16 protein-coding genes are annotated in these 21,632 nt (G+C 53.5%); 9 read left to right on the top strand and 7 right to left on the bottom strand.

Annotation, left to right across the window (positions count from 1 at the left end):
- Window positions 1-36 precede the first annotated feature (36 nt).
- Window positions 37-2,235 carry a primosomal protein N' gene (priA, locus tag HVZ39_RS23725; RefSeq protein ID WP_016155264.1) on the bottom strand — a complete coding sequence of 733 codons (2,199 nt, stop codon included), beginning with the start codon at window positions 2,233-2,235 and terminating at the stop codon, window positions 37-39.
- 257 nt (window positions 2,236-2,492) lie between these two features.
- Between priA and rpmE the strand changes: the two genes are divergently transcribed.
- The 3 genes from rpmE (at window position 2,493) to HVZ39_RS23710 (ending at window position 5,237) form a co-directional block, all read left to right on the top strand.
- On the top strand, window positions 2,493-2,705 hold the full coding sequence (gene rpmE, locus HVZ39_RS23720) for a 50S ribosomal protein L31 (protein WP_008787040.1): 213 nt from the start codon (window positions 2,493-2,495) through the stop codon (window positions 2,703-2,705).
- Between the two features lie 339 nt (window positions 2,706-3,044).
- On the top strand, window positions 3,045-3,725 hold the full coding sequence (locus HVZ39_RS23715; protein ID WP_181633034.1) for an oligogalacturonate-specific porin KdgM family protein: 681 nt from the start codon (window positions 3,045-3,047) through the stop codon (window positions 3,723-3,725).
- A gap of 87 nt (window positions 3,726-3,812) precedes the next feature.
- Window positions 3,813-5,237 carry a glycoside-pentoside-hexuronide (GPH):cation symporter gene (locus HVZ39_RS23710; RefSeq protein ID WP_019077908.1) on the top strand — a complete coding sequence of 475 codons (1,425 nt, stop codon included), beginning with the start codon at window positions 3,813-3,815 and terminating at the stop codon, window positions 5,235-5,237.
- A 53-nt stretch (window positions 5,238-5,290) separates the two neighbouring features.
- On the opposite strand, the gene metJ is transcribed toward HVZ39_RS23710, so the two are convergent.
- Window positions 5,291-5,608 (bottom strand): met regulon transcriptional regulator MetJ, encoded by a 318-nt coding sequence (gene metJ, locus HVZ39_RS23705; RefSeq protein ID WP_003825168.1) that lies wholly within the window; start codon window positions 5,606-5,608, stop codon window positions 5,291-5,293.
- Between the two features lie 265 nt (window positions 5,609-5,873).
- On the opposite strand from metJ, the gene metB reads away from it, so the two are divergent.
- Both metB and metL read left to right on the top strand, forming a co-directional pair.
- Entirely contained in the window at window positions 5,874-7,034 is a 1,161-nt protein-coding gene (gene metB / locus HVZ39_RS23700) for a cystathionine gamma-synthase (RefSeq protein WP_181633033.1), read from the top strand.
- 2 nt (window positions 7,035-7,036) lie between these two features.
- Window positions 7,037-9,469, top strand: a complete 2,433-nt coding sequence (gene metL / locus HVZ39_RS23695; RefSeq protein ID WP_016155268.1) for a bifunctional aspartate kinase/homoserine dehydrogenase II — start codon at window positions 7,037-7,039, stop codon at window positions 9,467-9,469.
- Here the strand turns inward: metL and HVZ39_RS23690 are convergent.
- Window positions 9,444-10,619 (bottom strand): cytoplasmic protein, encoded by a 1,176-nt coding sequence (locus HVZ39_RS23690; protein ID WP_181633032.1) that lies wholly within the window; start codon window positions 10,617-10,619, stop codon window positions 9,444-9,446. The two genes, metL and HVZ39_RS23690, sit on opposite strands and share 26 nt — an antisense overlap.
- 133 nt (window positions 10,620-10,752) lie before the next feature.
- Here HVZ39_RS23690 and HVZ39_RS23685 point away from each other — a divergent pair, with 133 nt between their 5' ends.
- On the top strand, window positions 10,753-12,309 hold the full coding sequence (locus tag HVZ39_RS23685) for a bifunctional UDP-sugar hydrolase/5'-nucleotidase (RefSeq protein ID WP_019077905.1): 1,557 nt from the start codon (window positions 10,753-10,755) through the stop codon (window positions 12,307-12,309).
- A 37-nt stretch (window positions 12,310-12,346) separates the two neighbouring features.
- Here HVZ39_RS23685 and HVZ39_RS23680 read toward each other — a convergent pair whose 3' ends face one another.
- The gene (locus tag HVZ39_RS23680) at window positions 12,347-12,724 is read right to left on the bottom strand and encodes a carboxymuconolactone decarboxylase family protein (RefSeq protein ID WP_016157923.1); all 378 of its coding nucleotides are present in this window, start codon (window positions 12,722-12,724) and stop codon (window positions 12,347-12,349) included.
- A gap of 88 nt (window positions 12,725-12,812) precedes the next feature.
- On the opposite strand from HVZ39_RS23680, the gene HVZ39_RS23675 reads away from it, so the two are divergent.
- The 3 genes from HVZ39_RS23675 (at window position 12,813) to katG (ending at window position 17,115) form a co-directional block, all read left to right on the top strand.
- Window positions 12,813-13,721 carry a LysR family transcriptional regulator gene (locus HVZ39_RS23675; protein ID WP_181633031.1) on the top strand — a complete coding sequence of 303 codons (909 nt, stop codon included), beginning with the start codon at window positions 12,813-12,815 and terminating at the stop codon, window positions 13,719-13,721.
- A 157-nt stretch (window positions 13,722-13,878) separates the two neighbouring features.
- Window positions 13,879-14,766: a methylenetetrahydrofolate reductase gene (gene metF, locus HVZ39_RS23670; protein ID WP_016155273.1), complete on the top strand. Its 888-nt coding sequence runs from the start codon at window positions 13,879-13,881 to the stop codon at window positions 14,764-14,766.
- 168 nt (window positions 14,767-14,934) lie between these two features.
- Window positions 14,935-17,115 carry a catalase/peroxidase HPI gene (gene katG, locus HVZ39_RS23665; RefSeq protein WP_016155274.1) on the top strand — a complete coding sequence of 727 codons (2,181 nt, stop codon included), beginning with the start codon at window positions 14,935-14,937 and terminating at the stop codon, window positions 17,113-17,115.
- 86 nt (window positions 17,116-17,201) lie between these two features.
- Here the strand turns inward: katG and HVZ39_RS23660 are convergent, their stop codons facing one another.
- Genes HVZ39_RS23660 through ptsP form a run of 3 tightly spaced genes read right to left on the bottom strand, consistent with a single transcriptional unit; the run spans window position 17,202 to window position 21,497 of the window.
- Window positions 17,202-18,305: a glycerol dehydrogenase gene (locus HVZ39_RS23660; protein ID WP_016155275.1), complete on the bottom strand. Its 1,104-nt coding sequence runs from the start codon at window positions 18,303-18,305 to the stop codon at window positions 17,202-17,204.
- Window positions 18,306-18,317: 12 nt separating this feature from the next.
- A complete protein-coding gene (gene fsa, locus HVZ39_RS23655; RefSeq protein WP_019077903.1) occupies window positions 18,318-18,980 on the bottom strand; it encodes a fructose-6-phosphate aldolase in 663 nt (220 codons plus the stop codon).
- Between the two features lie 15 nt (window positions 18,981-18,995).
- Entirely contained in the window at window positions 18,996-21,497 is a 2,502-nt protein-coding gene (gene ptsP, locus HVZ39_RS23650) for a phosphoenolpyruvate--protein phosphotransferase (protein WP_181633722.1), read from the bottom strand.
- Window positions 21,498-21,632: the final 135 nt, after the last annotated feature.

The raw sequence follows: 21,632 nt of genomic DNA, 5'->3' as shown, positions 1-21,632 counted from the left end.
TCTTTAATTTTACGATCCGCCTCGCATCGTGAGGGATTATCCCTCGATGGGATCGACATCCAGCACCCATTTAACCTTACGTGCATCGGGTAACGTATTGATCAGCGCCAGCGTACCGCTGACGATATGCTGCAGGCGAATTCGCGACGGATGTTGCAACAAAATTTGCCAGCGATAGCGACCGCCGCGCTTGGGGGCCAGGGCGGGAACCGGGCCGAGCACCCACAGTTTGTCATCGGCAAGCGGACTGGCCTGGATCAGATTTCGCAACTGTTGTAAGAACATTGGCGCATGCTGGTTGTTATGATCTTCTGCCCGCACGATCACATGGCTGGTCCACGGTGGAAGCTGGAGCGTTTGTCGCTCGGCCAGCGCCTGCTCGGCAAACGCGTCATAACCTTTGTACAGCAAAGTTTGCAGCAGCGGATGCTCAGGATGGTGCGTTTGTAGCACCACTTCGCCCTGTTTCCCGGCGCGTCCTGCTCGCCCGGAGACCTGCGTGTAAAGCTGGGCGAAGCGTTCTGCCGACCGGAAATCTGCAGAGAACAGCGCGCCGTCAACGTCCAGAAGCGCCACCAGGGTGACGTCCGGGAAGTGGTGGCCCTTGGCCAGCATTTGCGTGCCGATCAGAATTCGTGCGCCGCCGCGATGTACTTCCGCCAGATGCTGCTCCAGCGACCCTTTACGGCTGGTGGTGTCGCGATCGATGCGTGAGATTGGCACGCCGGGGAAAAAAGGGGCCAGAGCCTGCTCAAGCTGTTCGGTGCCGAGTCCAACCGGAACCATATGCGTTGAGCCGCAGGATGGGCACTGACGTGGTATTGGGCGCTGGCTGTCGCAGTGGTGGCAGCGTAAATGGTGCTGTGCCTGATGCAGCGTGTAGTAGTGATCGCAGCGCGGACATTCGGCAATCCAGCCGCAGTCATGGCACAGCAGCGCAGGAGCAAAGCCCCGGCGGTTCAAAAACAGGATCACCTGGTTATCCGCCTGCAGGTGCTGACGCATACGGGTGATAAGCGCAGGGGCGAGTCCGGCCTGCACCTGCTGACCTTTGAGATCCAGCACGTGCTGAGTGGCTGGACGCGCATTTCCGGCGCGTCGCGTCAGGCGCAGCATGCGATATTTTTTCTGTCGCACGTTGCACAGCGTTTCCAGGGCTGGAGTGGCTGAGCCGAGAATAATCGGGATCTGCTCGCTGTGGGCGCGATAAACCGCGAGATCGCGCGCATGATAGCGCCAGCCTTCCTGCTGTTTATAAGAGCTGTCGTGCTCTTCGTCGATGACAATCACGCCGAGATTTTTAAACGGTGTAAACAGCGACGAGCGCGTGCCGATAACAATCGCCGCTTCGCCATTTTTTGCTTTCAGCCAGGCCGAAAGACGTTCGCTGTCGTTCAAACCGGAGTGCAGGACTTCGACCGGCGCATTGAAGCGTTCGCGAAAACGGGCAATAGTTTGCGGCGTCAGGCCAATCTCCGGCACCATCACCAGCGCCTGCTTGCCCTGGGCCAGGACATTTTCCAGTACGCTTAGATAGACCTCTGTTTTGCCTGAGCCCGTCACGCCCGCTAATAGCCAGGCGCTAAAACTGTCCGCGGCGCTGTGAATCGCCCCGACGGCGGTGGCTTGCTCGGTATTCAGTCGAAGACGCTCACCGGAAACCGCGTAGTGCGTACGCCAGTCGCTAAAACCAGGCGTTTCGCTCGCCAGATCGCACAACCCTTTTTTCCGCAGCGCCTGTAATGCGGCGTCATTAAATTCGAGTTCAGCCACCTGGTCGCGCCAGATTTTTCCCTGGCGTAGCGCAGCCAGCGCCTGCTGTTGCTTGGGAGAGCGCTTCAGGCTGTTGAGATCAATAACCTGACCTTCTTCAGTGGCAAACCAGTACCATATGGGCGCGTTTGTCGCCGGGCGTCCCTGGCGCAGCAGAATCGGCAGGGCATGAAACAGTACGTCGCCGATAGGATGGTGATAATAGTCAGCCGCCCACAGCAGCAGACGCCAGACGGAGGTCGAATAAACCGGCTCGCTGTCCAGCACTTCGAGAACGGCTTTCAATTCGCTCAGCGGCAGTTCGCTGTGCTCGCTGACGGATAAAACGATGCCCACGCGCTCCTGTTGCTTGCCAAAGGGCACGCGTACACGACACCCAGCTTTGGCGCTCATGCCTTCTGGCAGCAGGTAGTCAAAGGTGCGAGGTAGCGGAACGGGTAAGGCAACGTGCGCAACGGGCATTGAATCATCCTGACTTGAAATCTGGCGGGTTAGTATACACATTAGTGAAGGGTAGAATGCGGATCAGTTTGCATGAGCAGGTTAATTTCTGTATGATTCGCCGCCTTTGATGCAAATTGATTGCGTCAAACAATGACCATTACCCGAGAGTTTCAGGCTGTTGATGCAGCGTGAAAGGTGACGGGGAATAATTAACATCGCGTGGTGTCTGGCGTTAGGGCTGGAAGAGCGACGCGGCCTTAAACCGAGGTTTTCCCATGAAAAAAGATATTCACCCGAAATACGAAGAAATTACTGCAAACTGCTCTTGCGGTAACGTCATGAAAATCCGCTCTACCGTCGGTCACGATCTGAACCTGGACGTGTGCGGTCAGTGCCACCCGTTCTATACTGGCAAGCAGCGTGATGTTGCTACCGGTGGCCGTGTTGATCGCTTCAACAAGCGTTTCAGCATCCCAGGCAGCAAGTAAGTTTCAGCTGTCAGAAAAAAGCGCCTTATGGCGCTTTTTTTGTTTCTGCGTCTGCAGACTGAAATTCGTATTGATGTATTGAATGATGTCTTTTATTTAATAAATAAAACAGTGTTTTTATTTTTACGATAAAATGTTTCAACTGGTGATCTGCGTCCTTTTTATCTTCTTGTTTTTGCCACTTATGCCAATCTTTGGCAAAATACCAAAGGTTTCTTCCTTCTTTCTAAAATACACTTTCGTGGAAATATAAAATTATTCTTATTCCTTCATCGTTTCTTCATTTATGGACGGAGCGAGATGGGCAATTTCCTAGATTTAGTGTGAAGAGGGATGGTCATGAAATTTAAATCCGCGTTATTACTGATTTCATTATTCTCTGCGGCCGCGCAAGCGGGTTATGTTGATTATCGACATGAATATTATGATGATGGTCGTAATTACGACCGTGTTTATATGTCGCATCGTTTTGCTACTGGTTTTGGTGTCGCAGTCGAGGCCATTTCACGTTCCGAAAATACGCAATCTAATGATGCGTGGAATAATATGGAAAGTAATGGCAACGAGTATACGGCAAGCTACCAGTTCACCTGGAATGCCCTTGTCTGGCAGACGGGTATTGCGCTCGAAACGGGCGATAACATCGCGATTTATAAGCCTTATATTCGCGTGCAGTATAACATCAATGACCATTGGTGGACTGCGTTCCGCTATCGTCAGGAGTACATGCGCAGAAACACTGACGGCAAGGATGACCGCATGGTCTATCGTCCGGAAGCATGGCTCGGTTATAACATCAATGACTGGATGTTTGAGCTAAATGGCATTTATAAAATTGCCGATAGCGAAGATTTATATAACAACCGAAAAGACGATTACGAATATAACTTCCGTGTGGCGTATAAAATAGGCTCATGGGTTCCATTTGTTGAGGTGGGTAACGTTTCCTCGGGGTATAACACCACAACCACAGACGATCGTCAGACCCGCTATCGCGTTGGTCTCGGTTATAACTTCTGACCGTTAATACACTTCGTATCGATTTATTACGCTGAGCATCGGTATACGCATAGTTTGCGTGAATAATGTGTCTAAGGAGTTAACATCATGTCTAATGATGGAACAATGATCGGAAGCAATCAAAATATTGCCGTCAGGCCTTTTGGATTAAGAGATAAATTTGGTTATTTATGTGGTGACCTCGGAACCTGTTTTATTCTTGGGCTGGTAAATAGTTTTTTAATGATTTATTACACCAACGTACTCGGTATTTCCGGTGTTATTGTTGGTTCACTCTATTTTGTGACCAAACTCTTTGATGCGTTTGTCGACGTTGGCGTAGGGCGCTTATGTGATACCTCTAAACTGACGGCTCATGGGCGATTTAACCCCTGGGTGCGCCGCATGAAGTACCCGTTTTGCATCATTGCGGTCGTTCTGTTCCTGCCGTTTGTGCATGATTTTTCTTATACGGCGAAAATTATCTACATCTGCTGTTCCTATTTTATTTACGGTTCGCTGTTATCGACAGTGAGTATTCCGTATGGCGCCATGTCTGCGGCGATTAGCTCGAATCCGGAAGATCGCGTATCGCTGTCAACCTGGCGCAGCGTTGGGTCCGCCATCGGTGGCGGGACAACCGGCTTTTTTATTCCGATCCTGATGTACACAACTCTGGTGGACGGAAGCCAGGTGATCTCTGGGCAGCATTTCTTCTGGATTGCCATTGGTTGTTCTGTGCTGGGGTTTATCTTTTTAACGTTGACCTGTCAGTTAACGACGGAACGCGTGCGAGTGGAAAGAAAAGAGAGCATGCCGGTTTCTGTGCTGCTGAAGGGGTTGATACGCAATAAAGCGCTGATTGTTTTAGTGGTTGTGGATCTGCTGATTGTGATTAATCAGGGGTTGTCTGGTACCAACATGACTTACCTGTTTAATGACTATTTCCATAACAAAGAGGCCATGTCCGTTGCATTGCTCTTCACCTTTGGCTCTCTGGTTTTGCTGGCACCCTCAGCATCCTGGCTCACGAAGCGCTTTGGTAAGAAAGAAGCCAGCGTAGGCGCGCTGCTCTTTGCGGTAGCCATGTATGTGATTATGTACTTCACTCACATTACCGACGCGAAGGTTTATTTGGTTTTCCTGTTCCTGGCGACGCTGGGGGCCGGGTTATTCAACCTGATGATTTGGGCGTTTATGACCGATGTGTGTGATTATCACCAGTATGTCACCGGCGATCGTGAAGATGGGACCGTCTATGGCGTGAACTTCTTCGCCCGCAAGGTTGGCCAGGCGTGCGCAGGGGCTATTGGCGGCTTTATGCTGGCCATCATTGGTTATCAATCTTCGTCAACGGGCGGCGCTGTGCAAACCAGCATTGTGCAGGAAAACATCTATACGATGGCAAATCTGTTACCGGCTTTATGCCTGTTCTTGGCAGCGGTCATTCTGATTTATTTCTATCCATTGAACCGTAAAGAGACGCTCAAAATGGAAGAAACATTGAATAAGATTAATGGTATCAGTAAGTAACGTAGTGAGAAGCGGCGGGAGTAATCCCGCCTTTTCTCATCTGTCTTGAAAAATCAGTATTCCCACGTTTCCGGGTTGATACCCAGTTCACGCATGATTACCTTTGCTTCTTCCGGGATTTCATCGCTGCGCTCTTTACGCAGGTCGTCATCGTTGGGTAATGGTTGCCCGGTAAAAGCATGCAGAAACGCTTCACACAGCAGTTCGCTGTTGGTGGCGTGACGCAGGTTGTTAACCTGACGACGCGTGCGTTCATCGGTAAGGATTTTTAACACCTTCAGAGGAATGGAAACCGTAATTTTTTTGACTTGCTCACTCTTCTTACCGTGCTCAGCGTATGGGCTGATATATTCGCCGCTCCATTCAGCCATGAGATACCTAATCCTCTTTGTCATTAATATTGAGGCCAGAACCTGAGCCCGGACCATAATTGCGCGTAGTTTATCGTAGTGGCGTGGCCCTGACACGAAGTAAGCCGACGCAGATGTACGCTAATGCATATAATTTTAACGGCTATTTCCGGTTTGCTCAATCTATACGCAAAGAAGTTTAGATGTCCAGATGTATTGACGGCTATCGTAACTATGATTACTCTGGTGTCTGACTTTTCACCGACTCAGCCAGGATCTCCTCAATATGACGCGTAAACAGGCCACCATCGCAGTGCGTAGCGGGTTAAATGACGACGAACAGTACGGTTGCGTTGTCCCGCCGATCCACCTCTCCAGCACCTATAACTTTACCGGTTTTAATGAGCCTCGCGCCCATGACTATTCGCGCCGCGGTAACCCAACGCGTGATGTCGTTCAGCGTGCGCTGGCGGAACTGGAAGGTGGGGAGGGGGCAGTACTGACCAATACCGGCATGTCGGCGATTCATCTGGTGACTACGGTATTCCTCAAGCCTGGCGATCTGCTGGTCGCACCGCACGACTGCTACGGCGGGAGTTATCGTCTGTTTGACAGCCTGGCAAAGCGTGGCTGTTATCGCGTACTGTTTGTCGATCAAGGAGATGAGCAGGCGTTGCAGGCGGCACTGGCGGAAAAACCGAAGCTGGTGCTGGTAGAAAGCCCAAGCAACCCGCTGCTGCGCGTAGTGGATATCGCGAAAATCTGCCAACTGGCGCGCGAGGCTGGTGCGGTCAGCGTGGTGGACAACACTTTTTTAAGCCCGGCACTGCAAAATCCACTGGCATTAGGCGCCGATCTGGTGTTGCATTCATGCACGAAATATTTAAACGGTCACTCCGACGTAGTGGCTGGTGTGGTGATAGCAAAAGATCCGGAAACGGTCACTGAACTGGCATGGTGGGCGAATAATATTGGTGTGACCGGCGGCGCGTTTGATAGTTATCTGCTGTTGCGCGGCCTGCGTACTCTGTCACCTCGTATGGAGGTGGCGCAACGTAATGCTCAGGCGATTGTGGATTATCTGCAAACTCAGCCGCTGGTGAAAAAATTGTATCACCCGTCATTGCCGGATAATCAGGGCCATGAGATTGCCGCGCGTCAGCAAAAAGGGTTTGGCGCGATGTTGAGTTTTGAGCTGGATGGCGATGAGCAAACGCTGCGTCGCTTCCTCGGCGGGTTGTCATTGTTTACGCTGGCGGAATCGTTAGGGGGCGTTGAAAGTCTGATCTCCCATGCCGCAACCATGACACACGCGGGAATGGCGCCAGAAGCGCGTGCTGCTGCCGGAATTTCGGAAACGCTGTTGCGTATCTCCACCGGTATTGAAGATGGCGAAGATTTAATTGCCGACCTGGAAAATGGCTTCCGGGCTGCAAACAAGGGGTAAACATGAGTGTGATTGCGCAGGCAGGGACGAAGGGTCGTCAACTGCACAAATTTGGTGGTAGTAGTCTGGCTGATGTGAAATGTTATCTGCGTGTCGCAGGCATTATGGCGGAGTACTCGCAGCCTGATGACATGATGGTTGTTTCAGCCGCAGGCAGTACCACTAACCAGTTGATTAGCTGGCTAAAATTAAGCCAGACCGATCGTCTGTCTGCGCATCAGGTTCAACAGGCGCTACGTCGTTATCAGAGTGAGCTTATCAGCGGTTTGTTACCTCCTGAGGTGGCGGATGGGCTGATCGGCGCGTTTATTCACGATCTGGAGCGTCTGGCTGGGTTACTCGACAGCGGCGTGAATGATGCCGTCTATGCTGAAGTCGTCGGGCATGGCGAGGTGTGGTCGGCGCGTTTGATGTCTGCCGTCCTTAACCAACAGGGACTGGAGTCAGCCTGGCTGGATGCGCGCGATTTTTTACGTGCCGAGCGCGGCGCTCAGCCGCAGGTGGATGAAGGTCTTTCTTACCCATTGCTGCAACAACTGCTGGCGCAGCATCCGGGCAAACGCCTGGTCGTTACCGGTTTCATTAGCCGCAGCAACGCCGGTGAGACGGTACTGCTGGGGCGTAACGGCTCCGACTACTCGGCGACGCAGGTTGGCGCGTTGGCGGGGGTTTCCCGCGTAACCATCTGGAGCGATGTGGCCGGGGTTTACAGCGCGGATCCGCGTAAAGTAAAAGATGCCTGTCTGCTGCCGCTGCTGCGTCTGGATGAAGCCAGCGAGCTGGCGCGTCTGGCGGCTCCGGTTCTTCATGCCCGCACCCTCCAGCCGGTTTCCGGCAGCGATATCGATCTCCAGTTGCGTTGTAGCTATACGCCGGAGCAGGGATCGACGCGTATTGAACGCGTGCTGGCTTCCGGTACCGGGGCACGTATTGTGACCAGCCATGACGACGTTTGCCTGATTGAGTTTCAGGTTCCCACTGGCCAGGACTTTAAACTGGCCTATAAAGAGATTGATCAGATTTTAAAACGCACCCAGGTGCGTCCGCTGGCAGTGGGTGTGCATCCTGACCGCCAGTTGCTGCAATTTTGCTATACCTCCGAAGTCGCTGATGGCGCACTGAAAATTCTGGATGAAGCTGGCCTGCCGGGCGAACTGCGTCTGCGCCAGGGGCTGGCGCTGGTGGCGATGGTTGGGGCGGGCGTCACCCGTAACCCGCTGCACTGCCATCGCTTTTGGCAACAGCTGAAAGGTCAGCCGGTCGAATTCACCTGGCAGTCGGAAGAGGGCATTAGCCTGGTCGCCGTCTTGCGTACCGGGCCAACGGAGAGCCTGATTCAGGGTCTGCACCAGTCAATCTTCCGCGCGGAAAAACGCATTGGTCTGGTGCTGTTCGGCAAAGGCAACATTGGGTCGCGCTGGCTGGAGCTGTTTGCCCGCGAGCAGAGCACGCTCTCGGCGCGTACCGGATTAGAGTTCGTGCTGGCAGGAGTGGTTGATAGCCGCCGTAGCCTGCTGAATTACGAAGGGCTGGATGCCAGCCGCGCGTTGGCCTTCTTCGATGACGAGGCGGTAGAACAGGATGAAGAGTCATTGTTCCTGTGGATGCGTGCCCACCCGTATGATGATTTAGTGGTGCTGGACGTCACTGCCAGCGAGCAGTTGGCGGAGCAGTATCTGGATTTCGCCAGTCATGGCTTCCACGTTATCAGCGCCAACAAGCTGGCGGGGGCGAGTAGCAGTAATAATTACCGCCAGATTCATGACGCCTTTGAAAAAACCGGTCGCCACTGGCTGTATAACGCCACCGTCGGCGCAGGCTTGCCGATCAACCATACCGTGCGCGATCTAATTGATAGCGGAGATACTATTCTGTCGATCAGTGGGATCTTCTCCGGCACGTTGTCGTGGTTGTTCCTGCAATTTGATGGCACGGTCCCGTTCACCGATCTGGTGGATCAGGCGTGGCAGCAGGGTCTGACTGAACCTGATCCGCGCGTGGATCTTTCCGGCAAAGATGTGATGCGCAAGCTGGTGATTCTGGCGCGTGAAGCGGGTTACGACATTGAACCGGACCAGGTGCGCGTAGAGTCGCTGGTGCCTGCGCACTGTGAAGCAGGTTCTATTGACCATTTCTTTGAAAATGGCGATGAACTGAACGAGCAGATGGTGCAACGCCTGGAAGCGGCACGTGAAATGGGACTGGTGCTACGCTATGTGGCGCGTTTTGACGCTAACGGTAAGGCACGCGTTGGCGTTGAAGCGGTACGCCCTGAGCACCCGCTGGCGGCACTACTGCCGTGCGATAACGTGTTCGCCATTGAAAGCCGTTGGTATCGTGATAACCCGCTGGTCATTCGCGGACCGGGGGCGGGCCGCGATGTGACCGCCGGGGCGATTCAGTCAGACATCAACCGTTTGGCGCAACTGCTGTAGTTTTTGTTGCCGGATAACATGTGTAAACATCGCCCTCAATGAGGGCGTTGTATTTATCTGCCAGCGATCTTATCGCCTGAAACACCGAATGGGCAGAGTAACGGGTACTTTGCTCAAATTCCGTCTGTTGCCGCAACCAGGCGAGAAAACGATGGCTTGCCGCCAGGGTTATTGACGCGCTTTCTTCAACCCGCCCCTGCGTTAACAAACACACCATTTTACGCATATCGCCTCGTTGCCAGATTTGCCACTGATTTCGCCACCATCCCTGATACGTTTTACCCAGCAATTGCCAGGGCAGCGTGCGCTGATCGCTATTCATTTCTTCATCAATAAACCACAGCGAGGCGCGATGATGGCGAAACTGTTCCGCCCATGCGGTTATCGCTGCGCCGCGCAGGAAGCATTCGTGGGCAATAATATGGGTTTTTACCTCTGGCCACAGATGGCTCAGCAGGCGGAAATGCCCATGGGCAGTAATGACCGGGCGTAAAATCGCGCCGCTGGCGTTCCGTTTGAGTATGGCGCTGCCGTACTGGATTTCATCAAACTGGCTGCGGCGTAAAAACTGGGTTTCCCGCTGACTCACTCGCTCAATGATATCGTCGTGAATGACTGTTGGCTCAGCAGTGCCACGCCAGCGGTAAAGCAATGATATGCCGGCAGTGTGCGGCGTGAAGTTGCTGGAAATATGCAGAACATTGCCGCGAATAGCGTCAAAAGAGAGTAATACATAGAGTTGCTGGCCTGCACTAACGCCCTGAAAAGGGATGAGCAAGGGAATCGTCGCTATTTGTTCTGGCAAAACGATGCTGGTGGGAGGCGCCTGCTTTGGTGTCCACACTTTTTTGCAGTTTCGGCACTGGACGCGCTGGCTGCCCTGGGGATTATGCCCATAGCGGATGATTTCTCGTTGGTAGCAACATGGGCAAAACTGACCACGATTAGCGGCAAAATCCGCTAAATATGCCGACAACCAGCAACGGAACTGTTCCTCATCAAACAGCGGTGGAAGGCTGCCGCATGCCCGACAATGCAGTGCGGCATAACCCAGCCGATATTCTGGCCAGCTGTAATCAGCTGAACTCGCCAGCCCCAGATTTTTGCAGCCAAAGGATTTGCAGCAATTGATAGTGAACAGTGACGTCATCCTGTTACCAACGATTTTTAATGGTCGTTGATTTTGGCCTGCAACTATCACCGATGGATGTGAGTTTTCTCACATAAAAAAACCTTTCAGAACGTAACGTAGCGAATCTTTATATGACTGAAAGGGATTGGTTATGAAGCTAAAAATGCTTGCTGTCGGTGTTCTGGTATCTTTACCGCTCTGGGCGAGTGCCAAAGATGTCACGATTATTTATACCAACGATCTCCATGCCCATGTCGAACCTTATAAAGTGCCATGGATTGCCAATGGCACACGAGATATTGGCGGTTGGGCCAATATCTCGGCGATGGTGAAGCAGGAGAAAGCGAAAAATAGCGCCACCTGGTTTTTGGATGCTGGCGACTATTTCACCGGGCCATATATCAGCAGCCTGACCAAGGGGAAGGCGATTATCGATATCATGAACACCATGAATTTTGACGCTGTCACCATGGGTAATCATGAATTCGATCACGGTTGGGACAATACGCTGCTGCAGCTGAGCCAGGCAAAGTTTCCGATCGTGCAGGGCAACATCTTTTACCAAAACAGCAGCAAAATGTTCTGGGATAAGCCTTACACCATTATTGAAAAAGATGGCGTAAAGATAGGCGTGATTGGCCTGCACGGCGTGTTTGCTTTTGATGATACGGTTTCCGCTGCGACACGTGTCGGGATCGAGGCGCGGGATGAAGTGAAGTGGTTGCAACGCTATATCGATGAGCTGAAAGGCAAAGTCGATCTCACCGTGGCGCTGATCCATGAAGGCACGCCAGCGCGTCAGTCCAGTCTGGGGGGCACCGATGTACGCCGTGCGCTGGATAAAGACATCCAGACCGCAGGCCAGGTGCAGGGGTTGGACATCCTGATCACCGGTCATGCGCATGTGGGCACGCCGGAGCCGATTAAAGTAGGTAACACCCTGATTCTGTCTACCGACAGCGGCGGCATTGATGTGGGTAAACTGGTGCTGGATTACCAGCAAAAACCGCATCAATTTACCGTGAAGAACTTCGAGCTGAAAACCATTTTTGCTGATGAGTGGCAGCCAGACCCGCAGACGAAACAGGTCATTGATGGCTGGAATAAAAAGCTCGATAAAGTGGTGCAGCAGACGGTTGCCAACGCGCCGGTTGAGCTGACGCGTGCTTACGGTGAATCTTCTTCGCTGGGAAATCTGGCGGCAGATGCGTTGCTGGTTGCGGCGGGTAAAGATACCCAGTTAGCGCTCACTAACTCGGGCGGCATCCGGAATGAAATCCCTGCTGGAGTCATCACCATGGGCGCAGTCATTAGCACCTTCCCGTTCCCGAATGAGCTGGCAACCATGGATCTCACCGGGAAGCAGTTACGTAGCCTGATGGAGCACGGCGCGGGTTTAAGCAACGGTGTATTGCAGGTGTCCAAAGGACTGGAGATGAAGTATGACAGCAGTAAACCGGTTGGTCTGCGGGTTAGCGTATTGACGTTAAACGGCAAACCCATTGAGGATGCCACGGTTTATCACATTGCCACCAATAGCTTCCTGGCTGACGGCGGTGATGGTTTCACGACATTTACTGAAGGTAAAGCGCGTAACACATCCGGCGGTTACTATGTCTCTAATGCGGTCGTGGATTATTTCAAAGCGGGAAATACGCTGACGGATGAACAACTCAAAGGCATGCGTGTGGAAGATGTGAAACCGTAGTGAGGTCAGGCCAGCAGATATTCCGCTGGCCTTTGTTTTAACCTCTGTGGGAGGCAAACACCTCTTTTGCAGCGAACAGGCCGTTGAGTGCTGCCGGGAATCCCGCATAAACAGCCATCTGCATCATCACTTCAATAATCTCTTCCTGCGTTAAGCCAACGTGCAGCGCGGCGGCGATGTGTACCTTAAGCTGCGGTGCGGCGTTACCCATGGCGGTGAGCGCGGCGACGGTGGCAATTTCTCTACTGCGTAAATCCAGCCCCGGCCTTGAATAGATGTCGCCAAAAGGAAATTCAATTAGGTATTGGGCGAAGTCTGGCGCAATATCCTGCAGACTTTCGACTACCGCATCACCCCCTTTTCCATCAACCTGTTGCAGCATTCTCTGACCGGTTAAATAGCGTTCTGAATCCATGATAATCACCTCGTGAGTTAGTGTATGGCATGAGGATAGAGCGTGCGGAATGATTGGGGTAATACCGTTTCCGTGATACCTTTTCGGTATGACAACATCGCCTTTGCACTCTCTGGATATCCGCCTTCTACGCTATTTTTCCGTGGTAGCGGAAGAGAACAACATGAGTCGAGCGGCGCAGCGTTTATTTATGTCGCAGCCGCCGCTGAGTCGCCACATTCGCCAGCTTGAAGAGCGCCTGGGGGTGACGCTTTTTGTCCGTCATACCCGTGGACTTACGCTGACGGAGGACGGCCAGCACGTCCTTGAAATCGTGCGCCCGCTATTGGCGTTAGAGGATAAAACCTGGACGGCGTTGAGTCAGATAGCGAAGACGGGAGAACAAACTCTGCGCTTAGGGCTAAGTACGGCGTTTGAGCAGGGCGTTTTTGCGGCGTTTGAGTCGCAGCTTGCTACGCGTGTACAGAAGCTACATATTGTCCGTCATGGTTCGCCTGAACTGGCGCGTCAGGTGCGTCGGGGAAAACTGGATACAGCGCTGGTGGCGCTACCGCTTGAGAATTCGGGTCTTAGCGTCACGCCGCTCGGCTGGCAAGAATCGATGATCGCCGCCTTACCCGCGCTCTGGCCAGAGGCGGCTCTGCCTTCGCTCTCGTTAACGTCGCTGAACCACCGACCGCTGTTCTGGTTCAAACGTGAACGTAACCCTGCTTTTTTTGATTACACTCGACACATTTTTCGTCGTGCCGGTTACTCTCCTGCCCTTATTGAGGAGCCAATGGAGCATGACGTGCTGCTGGCACGGATCGCGCAGGGTGACGGTCTGAGCCTGGTTCCGGCCTCCTTTTCCGCTATCCAGCGTCAGGGCGTGATCTTCCTTCCGCTTACTGATACAGAATTGCGGCTTAGCATGGGGTTAGCGACGCTGCCTGAGAACGTAATAAAAGTAGAGTGGCTACAGACGGTCGTGACGCAATCCCTCACCATTTCAAGCTGATGTGAATTTTTTTCACGTTGGCTGAGTATTCCTCACCTTTAACGATGATTTTTGTGTTGACGCCAGCATGCTTTTCCGTCATTTTTACATCTAGACGTCTAAACGTATAGCAGTTCACAACACAACATATAACGACAAAAGATTGATGAGGTAAGGTATGAGCTTTTTTCACGCCAACCAGCGGGAAGCCCTGAATCAGAGCCTGGCAGAAGTGCAGGGTCAGATTAACGTTTCGTTTGAGTTTTTCCCGCCGCGCACCAGTGAAATGGAGCAAACCCTGTGGAACTCCATCGATCGCCTGAGCAGCCTGAAGCCGAAGTTTGTTTCAGTTACTTACGGAGCAAACTCTGGTGAGCGCGACCGTACGCACAGCATTATTAAAGGCATTAAGGATCGCACAGGTCTTGAAGCGGTCCCGCACCTGACATGCATTGATGCGACCCGTGATGAGCTGCGTACCATTGCTCAGGACTACTGGCATAACGGTATTCGTCATATTGTTGCCCTGCGCGGCGACCTGCCGCCGGGAAGCGGTAAACCGGATATGTATGCTTCCGACCTGGTGACTCTGCTGAAAGACGTTGCGGACTTCGATATCTCCGTTGCGGCTTACCCGGAAGTGCACCCGGAAGCGAAAAGCGCTCAGGCCGATTTGCTGAACCTGAAGCGTAAGGTTGATGCCGGTGCAAACCGCGCGATCACCCAGTTTTTCTTTGATGTAGAAAGCTATCTGCGCTTTCGCGATCGCTGCGTGTCTGCGGGAATCGATGTGGAAATTATTCCGGGCATCCTGCCGGTATCTAACTTTAAGCAGGCGAAAAAATTTGCTGACATGACCAACGTCCGCATTCCTGCGTGGATGTCGACCATGTTTGATGGTCTTGATGATGACGCGGAAACCCGCAAGCTGGTGGGCGCAAATATCGCCATGGATATGGTGAAAATTCTCAGTCGCGAAGGGGTGAAGGATTTTCACTTCTATACCCTCAACCGTGCCGAGATGAGCTACGCTATTTGTCACACACTGGGTGTAAGACCTAACTAAACAGATGCCCCAGCCCTCTACGGAGGGCTTTTTGTTGATCATTTTGATCTACATCTCTGTAACTTAAAATATAAAAGGAATTAGCTATCGAATCTGTGGGTTATTTCGACTATATCTTATCTCTGGTGGTGTATATCGTAGTCAGAACACTGTAAAGGGAGCATATAGATGAGCATGTCCGACGATAGCCAAAACGCATCAACTGCCGGTAAGTGTCCTTTTCATCAAGGCGGTCACGATCAGAGCGCGGGAGCAGGAACGAATAACCGCGACTGGTGGCCAAATCAACTCCGCGTTGATCTTTTAAACCAACATTCCAACCGTTCGAACCCGCTGGGTGAGGACTTCGACTACCGCAAAGAGTTTAGTAAACTCGACTATTCTGCCCTGAAAGGGGATCTCAGAGCCCTTCTGTCCGAATCTCAACCGTGGTGGCCCGCTGACTGGGGAACCTATGCCGGATTGTTTATCCGCATGGCATGGCACGGCGCGGGAACCTATCGCTCTATCGATGGACGCGGTGGAGCGGGTCGCGGACAGCAGCGTTTTGCACCACTGAACTCCTGGCCGGACAACGTCAGCCTTGATAAAGCACGTCGTCTGCTGTGGCCAATCAAGCAGAAATATGGTCAGAAAATTTCCTGGGCCGACCTGTTTATCCTCGCGGGTAACGTGGCGCTGGAAAACTCAGGTTTCCGTACCTTTGGCTTTGGTGCCGGTCGTGAAGATGTCTGGGAACCGGATCTCGACGTAAACTGGGGTGATGAAAAAGCCTGGCTGACTCACCGTCACCCGGAAGAGCTGGCAAAAGCACCGCTGGGCGCCACCGAAATGGGCCTTATTTATGTGAACCCGGAAGGGCCGGACCATAGCGGCGAACCGCTTTCTGCGGCAGCGGCTATTCGCGCGACCTTCGGTAACATGGGGATGAACGACGAAGAAACCGTGGCGCTGATTGGCGGCGGTCATACGTTGGGCAAAACCCACGGCGCAGCAGCGGCATCGCACGTTGGCGCCGATCCAGAATCCGCACCGATTGAAGCGCAGGGCCTGGGCTGGGCCAGCAGCTACGGTAGTGGCGCGGGCGCGGATGCAATTACTTCCGGTCTGGAAGTGGTGTGGACGCAGACGCCTACCCAATGGAGCAACTATTTCTTCGAGAACCTGTTCAAATATGAGTGGGTGCAGACTCGCAGTCCGGCAGGCGCGATTCAGTTTGAAGCGGTTGACGCGCCAGAAATTATTCCCGATCCGTTTGATCCGTCGAAAAAACGCAAGCCGACGATGCTGGTTACCGACCTGACGCTGCGTTTCGATCCTGAGTTTGAAAAGATCTCTCGCCGTTTCCTGAACGATCCGCAAGCGTTCAACGAAGCGTTTGCCCGTGCGTGGTTTAAACTGACGCACCGCGATATGGGGCCAAAATCGCGTTACATTGGACCGGAAGTGCCAAAAGAAGATCTGATTTGGCAAGACCCGCTGCCGCATGCGTTCTTCAACCCAAGCGAAGAAGATATCCTGAAGCTGAAGGCGACCATCGCTGCTTCCGGACTGTCCGTGGGCGAACTGGTATCGGTAGCGTGGGCTTCGGCATCGACTTTCCGTGGCGGGGATAAACGTGGCGGCGCTAACGGTGCGCGTCTGGCGCTGGACCCACAACGCGGCTGGGATGTGAATGCCACCGCGGCACGCGTTCTGCCTGTGCTGGAAGGTATTTATAAGTCTGCCCATACTGCCTCGTTGGCCGATATTATCGTGCTGGCCGGTGTTGTCGGTATCGAGCAGGCGGCTAGCGCTGCGGGTGTCAGCATCAAGGTACCTTTTGCGCCGGGTCGCGTGGATGCGCGTCAGGATCAAACGGATATTGAGATGTTTGAACTGCTTGAGCCGATTGCCGATGGTTTCCGTAACTACCGCGCTCGTCCTGACGTGTCGACCACCGAGTCGCTGCTGATCGACAAAGCGCAGCAGTTGACGCTAACCGCACCGGAAATGACCGTGCTGGTGGGCGGTATGCGCGTACTGGGCACCAACTTTGATGGTAGCCAGCACGGCGTCTTTACCGATCGCCCTGGCGTACTCAGCACTGACTTCTTCGTCAATCTGCTGGATATGCGTCATGAGTGGAAGGCGGTTGATGAGTCACAAGAGCTGTTTGAAGGTCGTGACCGTTCGAGCGGCGAAGTAAAATACACCGCAACTCGCGCCGATCTGGTGTTTGGTTCTAACTCTGTACTGCGCGCAGTGGCTGAAGTTTATGCCTGCAGCGATGCTCACGAGAAGTTCGTGAGAGATTTCGTTGCCGCATGGGTGAAAGTGATGAACCTGGATCGTTTCGATCTGCTGTAACAGACCATGCCGGATGTCGCTTGTGCGGGTCCGGCATAGTATGAACAAAAAAAATCCCCGCAATTGCGGGGATTTTTATTGGTCGGTTATTCCCACTCTTGCAGGTAACGTTGACCGTACTGGTCAGCCACCAGCAGGGCGGCATACACCTGGTCCGGCGTTGCGCCGCCAGGCATGTTGTGGATGGTTTCGCCTTCGGCACAGGCAGCTTCAGCCACAATGCGCATTTTCGCCGGAATATCCTGTTTGATGTCCAGTTGCGCCAGGGTAATCGGCAGGCCAACGGAATGACACAGCGCCGCAACGGTTTCAATTTCATCGACCGGTGCGTTTTCCAGTACCAGTTGCGTCAGCGTGCCGAAAGCCACTTTCTCGCCGTGGTAATAGTGATGCGCATCCGGGATTGCCGTCAGACCGTTATGGATGGCGTGCGCCGCCGCCAGACCGCCGCTTTCAAAACCGACGCCGCTCAGATAGGTGTTGGCTTCAATAACGCGCTCCAGCGCAGGCGTTACCACGTGCTGCTCGGCAGCCAGCATCGCTTTTTCACCTTCTTCTATCAGCGTATTAAAGCACAGCTCAGCCAGCGCCAGCGCCGCCTGAGTGCACTGACCGCCCGCCATGGTGGTTGCGCCGCTGCGTGAACAGGCGCGCGCTTCGAACCAGGTCGCCAACGCATCGCCGATGCCCGCGGCTAACAGACGCGCCGGTGCGCCCGCGACAATTTTGGTATCAACAATGACCCTGTCCGGGTTATTGGGCAGCAGCAAATAGCGATCGAATTCACCGGCATCGGTGTAAATAACGGACAGCGCGCTGCACGGTGCATCGGTAGAGGCGATGGTTGGCGCAATGGCGACAGGCACGCCCATAAAGTGCGCCAGCGCTTTGGCAGTATCCAGCGTTTTACCGCCGCCAATACCAAGTACTGCGCCACATTGCGCTTTTTCTGCCACGCCGCGCAGACGGTCGATTTCGTTTTGTGAACACTCGCCGCCAAACGGTGCAATCTCCAGCGCCAGTCCGGCATCCTGGAAACTTTTTTCCAGTGCGCCCTGGGCAAAGCCTAAGACAAACTTGTCCCCAACGACCAGCCAGCGCTCTGCCAGTGGTTTGAGGTAGTTGCCAAGACGGGTAATAACATCGGCACCCTGGATGTACTTACCAGGTGATTGAATAATGCGATCCATACTTTATTTCCCTCACAGGTTGATGTGACCAAATGTATTGTTCCAGTCATGTTCAAACTTCTCTATTGCTGACTCTACCGCAGGGGTATTGAGCATTTGTTGCGCTACGTCTAATGGCAGGGTGATTGCTTCGCATCCTGCCAGTAAGCAATCCAGCGCCTGACGAGGGGTTTTAAAGCTGGCTGCCAGTACCATGCTGTTTGGCGCATGCAGTTCCAGTAACGTTTGCAGTTCTTGTACCGTGCGAATTCCGTCGCCGCCCTGCGCGTCAATACGGTTAACGTAAGGCGCGATATATTTCGCTCCCGCCAGCGCTGCCAGTAATCCCTGAGAGGCACTGTACACGGCGGTTCCCAGCGTGGTGATGCCCTCTTTTTTCAGCATCTTGATCGCGGCCAGACCTTCGGATGTCACCGGGATTTTTACCACCAGACCGGGGACCGCGTTGCTCAGACGTTTGGCTTCCTCCACCATGCCTTGTGCGTCGCGGCTCATGGTTTGGGCAAACAGAATGCCCTCTTCGCCAATGGCGTTTTGCAGGCGCGGCAGCACATCCCAGATGGATTCTTTGTTTGCTGCCACAATGCTTGGGTTGGTGGTGACACCCGCGATTGGGAAGATGCGTGCCAGACGTTCGACTTCCGCGACGTTGGCGGTATCAAGGTAAAGTTCCATACAAAAACACCCTCTTTAAAGTTCAAGTTCATGTTGCAGCAGGCTGGCGATAGCGTCGGCAGAGGCGGCGTTAACCAGCGCGTTACGGAATTCTTCATGCATAATGCGCCGTGCCAGACGCGAGAAAATACGCATATGCTGGTCGCCCGCGGCGTGTTTGTTGAGCGTCAGCATAATAATGAACTGCGCATCATCATCACCCCAACGTACCGGCGCTTGCAGGCGCGCTACGCTGATAGTGGACTGCTCAATATGTTCTGATTTGCTGTGTGGAATGGCGAAGCTAAAACCTAATCCGGTAGAGAAGACCGCTTCGCGCGCCCACAGATCGGCTTCCAGTTTACGCGGATAGCGGCAACGACCTGCCAGCAGGAGGTTGTCGGTCATCCCTTTGATGACCTCCTCTTTACTACGCCAGTCGCTATCCAGCGTGATGCACTCGGCGGTAACCAGAGGGGTATCCTGTTGGGTCATGCGGAACTGGGCCAGCAGATGTTCGACCTCCAGCGACGTTCGACACGCCATTGCTTGATTCAGCAACTGACGGCAGGCGCGGCTGTCAAGTTGCGCCATCCGCGCTTTGGCGGCGGGAATGGAGGGAGCGCTCATGCTGATCTCGTCCAGACCCAGTCCCACAAGCAGCGGTAGCACTGAACCTTTAGCGCCAAGTTCGCCGCACAGGCCAATCCATTTCCCCTGCCGATGTACCGCCTGTACGGCGTAATCCAGTGCGCGCAAGAAGGCTGGATTCAGGCTGTTGTAATGGCGGGTAACTTTGGCGTTGTCGCGGTCGACCGCCAGCAGATATTGCGTCAGGTCATTACTGCCAATACTAAAGAAATCAATTTCTTCGCAGCATTGATCGATGATGAACATCACCGACGGAACCTCCAGCATGATACCGAGCGGGATCTTCTCATCAAACGGGATGTGTTCAGCACGCAGTTGCTGTTTAGCTTCGGCCAGCTTCTCTTTGACCCACAGGATCTCTTCCATAGAGGAGATCATTGGGATCATGATTTTCAGGCTACCGTGCGCTGATGCGCGCAGGATCGATCGCAGTTGTGTGGTAAACAAAGCGGCGTATTCTTCATAGATACGCACCGCGCGATAACCGAGGAACGGGTTGGCTTCGGCAGGAATATTCAGATAATCAACGGGTTTATCACCGCCGATATCCATGGTGCGCACAATGATGCTGCGTCCCTGTGCGGGCTCCAGCGACTGGCAGAAAATGTTGTATAGCTCGTTCTCATCCGGGGCGCAGGTACGGTCCATATACAGCATTTCCGTGCGGAACAGGCCAACCGCTTCCGCACCGTTGCCAAAGGCTGCTTGCGCTTCCACGGAATGGGCGATGTTGGCGGCGACTTCCATGCGGATGCCATCACCCGTGCGCGCCTCCTGGGTCAGCCAGATACGTTGTTGTTCTCGAATGGCATCCTGGATACGGGCTTCCTGCTGGTAGTAACGTACGACGGATTCATCAGGGGCAACAATGACCGCTCCTGCGTTACCATCGATATAAACCGTTTGCTGCAGCCATGGCATCAAGGATTCAATATCCACGCCAACCAGCGTAGGAATGTTGAATGACCGGGCGAGAATCACCGTGTGTGAAGTGGTACCGCCGCTTTTTAACAGCAAGCCTTTCAGCAATGTTTTGTCCAGTTCGAGGAACTGGCTCGGTGTGAGCTCGTCCGCCATACAGACCGTAGGCTGGGTTAGTTTTCCCGGCGCAGGGAAACGCTGCTCTCCATAAATTTGCTGCAGAAGCTGGAAGCAGACATCGCGCACATCCAGCGCACGTTCCTGTAAATAAGGGCTGCTGGAGCGGGCGAATTCATCACAAAAATGTCCGGCACTTTCGACAATCGCCTGGGCGCAGCTTAACCCGCGAGATACTCCAGCGAGCAAGTGCTGACGCAGTGAGAGGTCGCTTGCCAGCGAGCGGTGTGCTTCCAGAATCGCACTGGTTGCGCCGTCGCTGTCGAGTAACCGAAACGCAATATTCTTCATCAGCAGCGTTAAGCCGTTATCCAGTGCCGCCTGCTCGGTTTCAATATCTTTAGCGGATGGGAGATTGTTAAGGGCGTTGAGATCCAGCGAAGAGAGCAGACTCAGTACGCCTCCCGCACTGCCGCTGCAGACGGTGCGAGCGCGAAAAAGCTGTGGGTTTAGATTAGTGAGGGATGCAGGAAGTGGCTCCAGCTCGTTGCTTTTGGCTTCCGCTAGCGGTGCATCGCAGTGTGGAAATTCATTACGTAACCATTGGGTTAAATGCCGGTAGGCTGCCTGTTCATCTGCACCGGAAATCAGCAACTGGCAGCTATCACCCGCCAGAGTATCGGTGCCAATCAGCGCCAATGCGCTCTTGGCGTTACCCCTACGTTCGGTACGCAGGTTGTGCCACTCAATGTGCGAAGTAAAGGTGTTGCACTGCGTTTCTATGTGACTTGCCGGGCGCGCATGTACGCCATTGGGCAGCTCACAGGTAAATTCCACAATCAGGGCCATAGCCTCATCTCCCATAACGATTTCTCGCTACAGGATAAAAGGGCAACGCCTGAGCCTGCCATCTGACAAATCTGCCAAAAACTGGATAAATGTAATGTAACCATCAAAGTGAGATATCCCTCACAAGTCAGCATG

Source organism: Citrobacter sp. RHB35-C21 (genome assembly GCF_013816515.1).
Classification (GTDB): domain Bacteria; phylum Pseudomonadota; class Gammaproteobacteria; order Enterobacterales; family Enterobacteriaceae; genus Citrobacter; species Citrobacter braakii.
The sequence above is the reverse complement of the archived record's forward strand: the minus strand, read 5'-3'. Positions and strand labels throughout refer to the sequence as shown.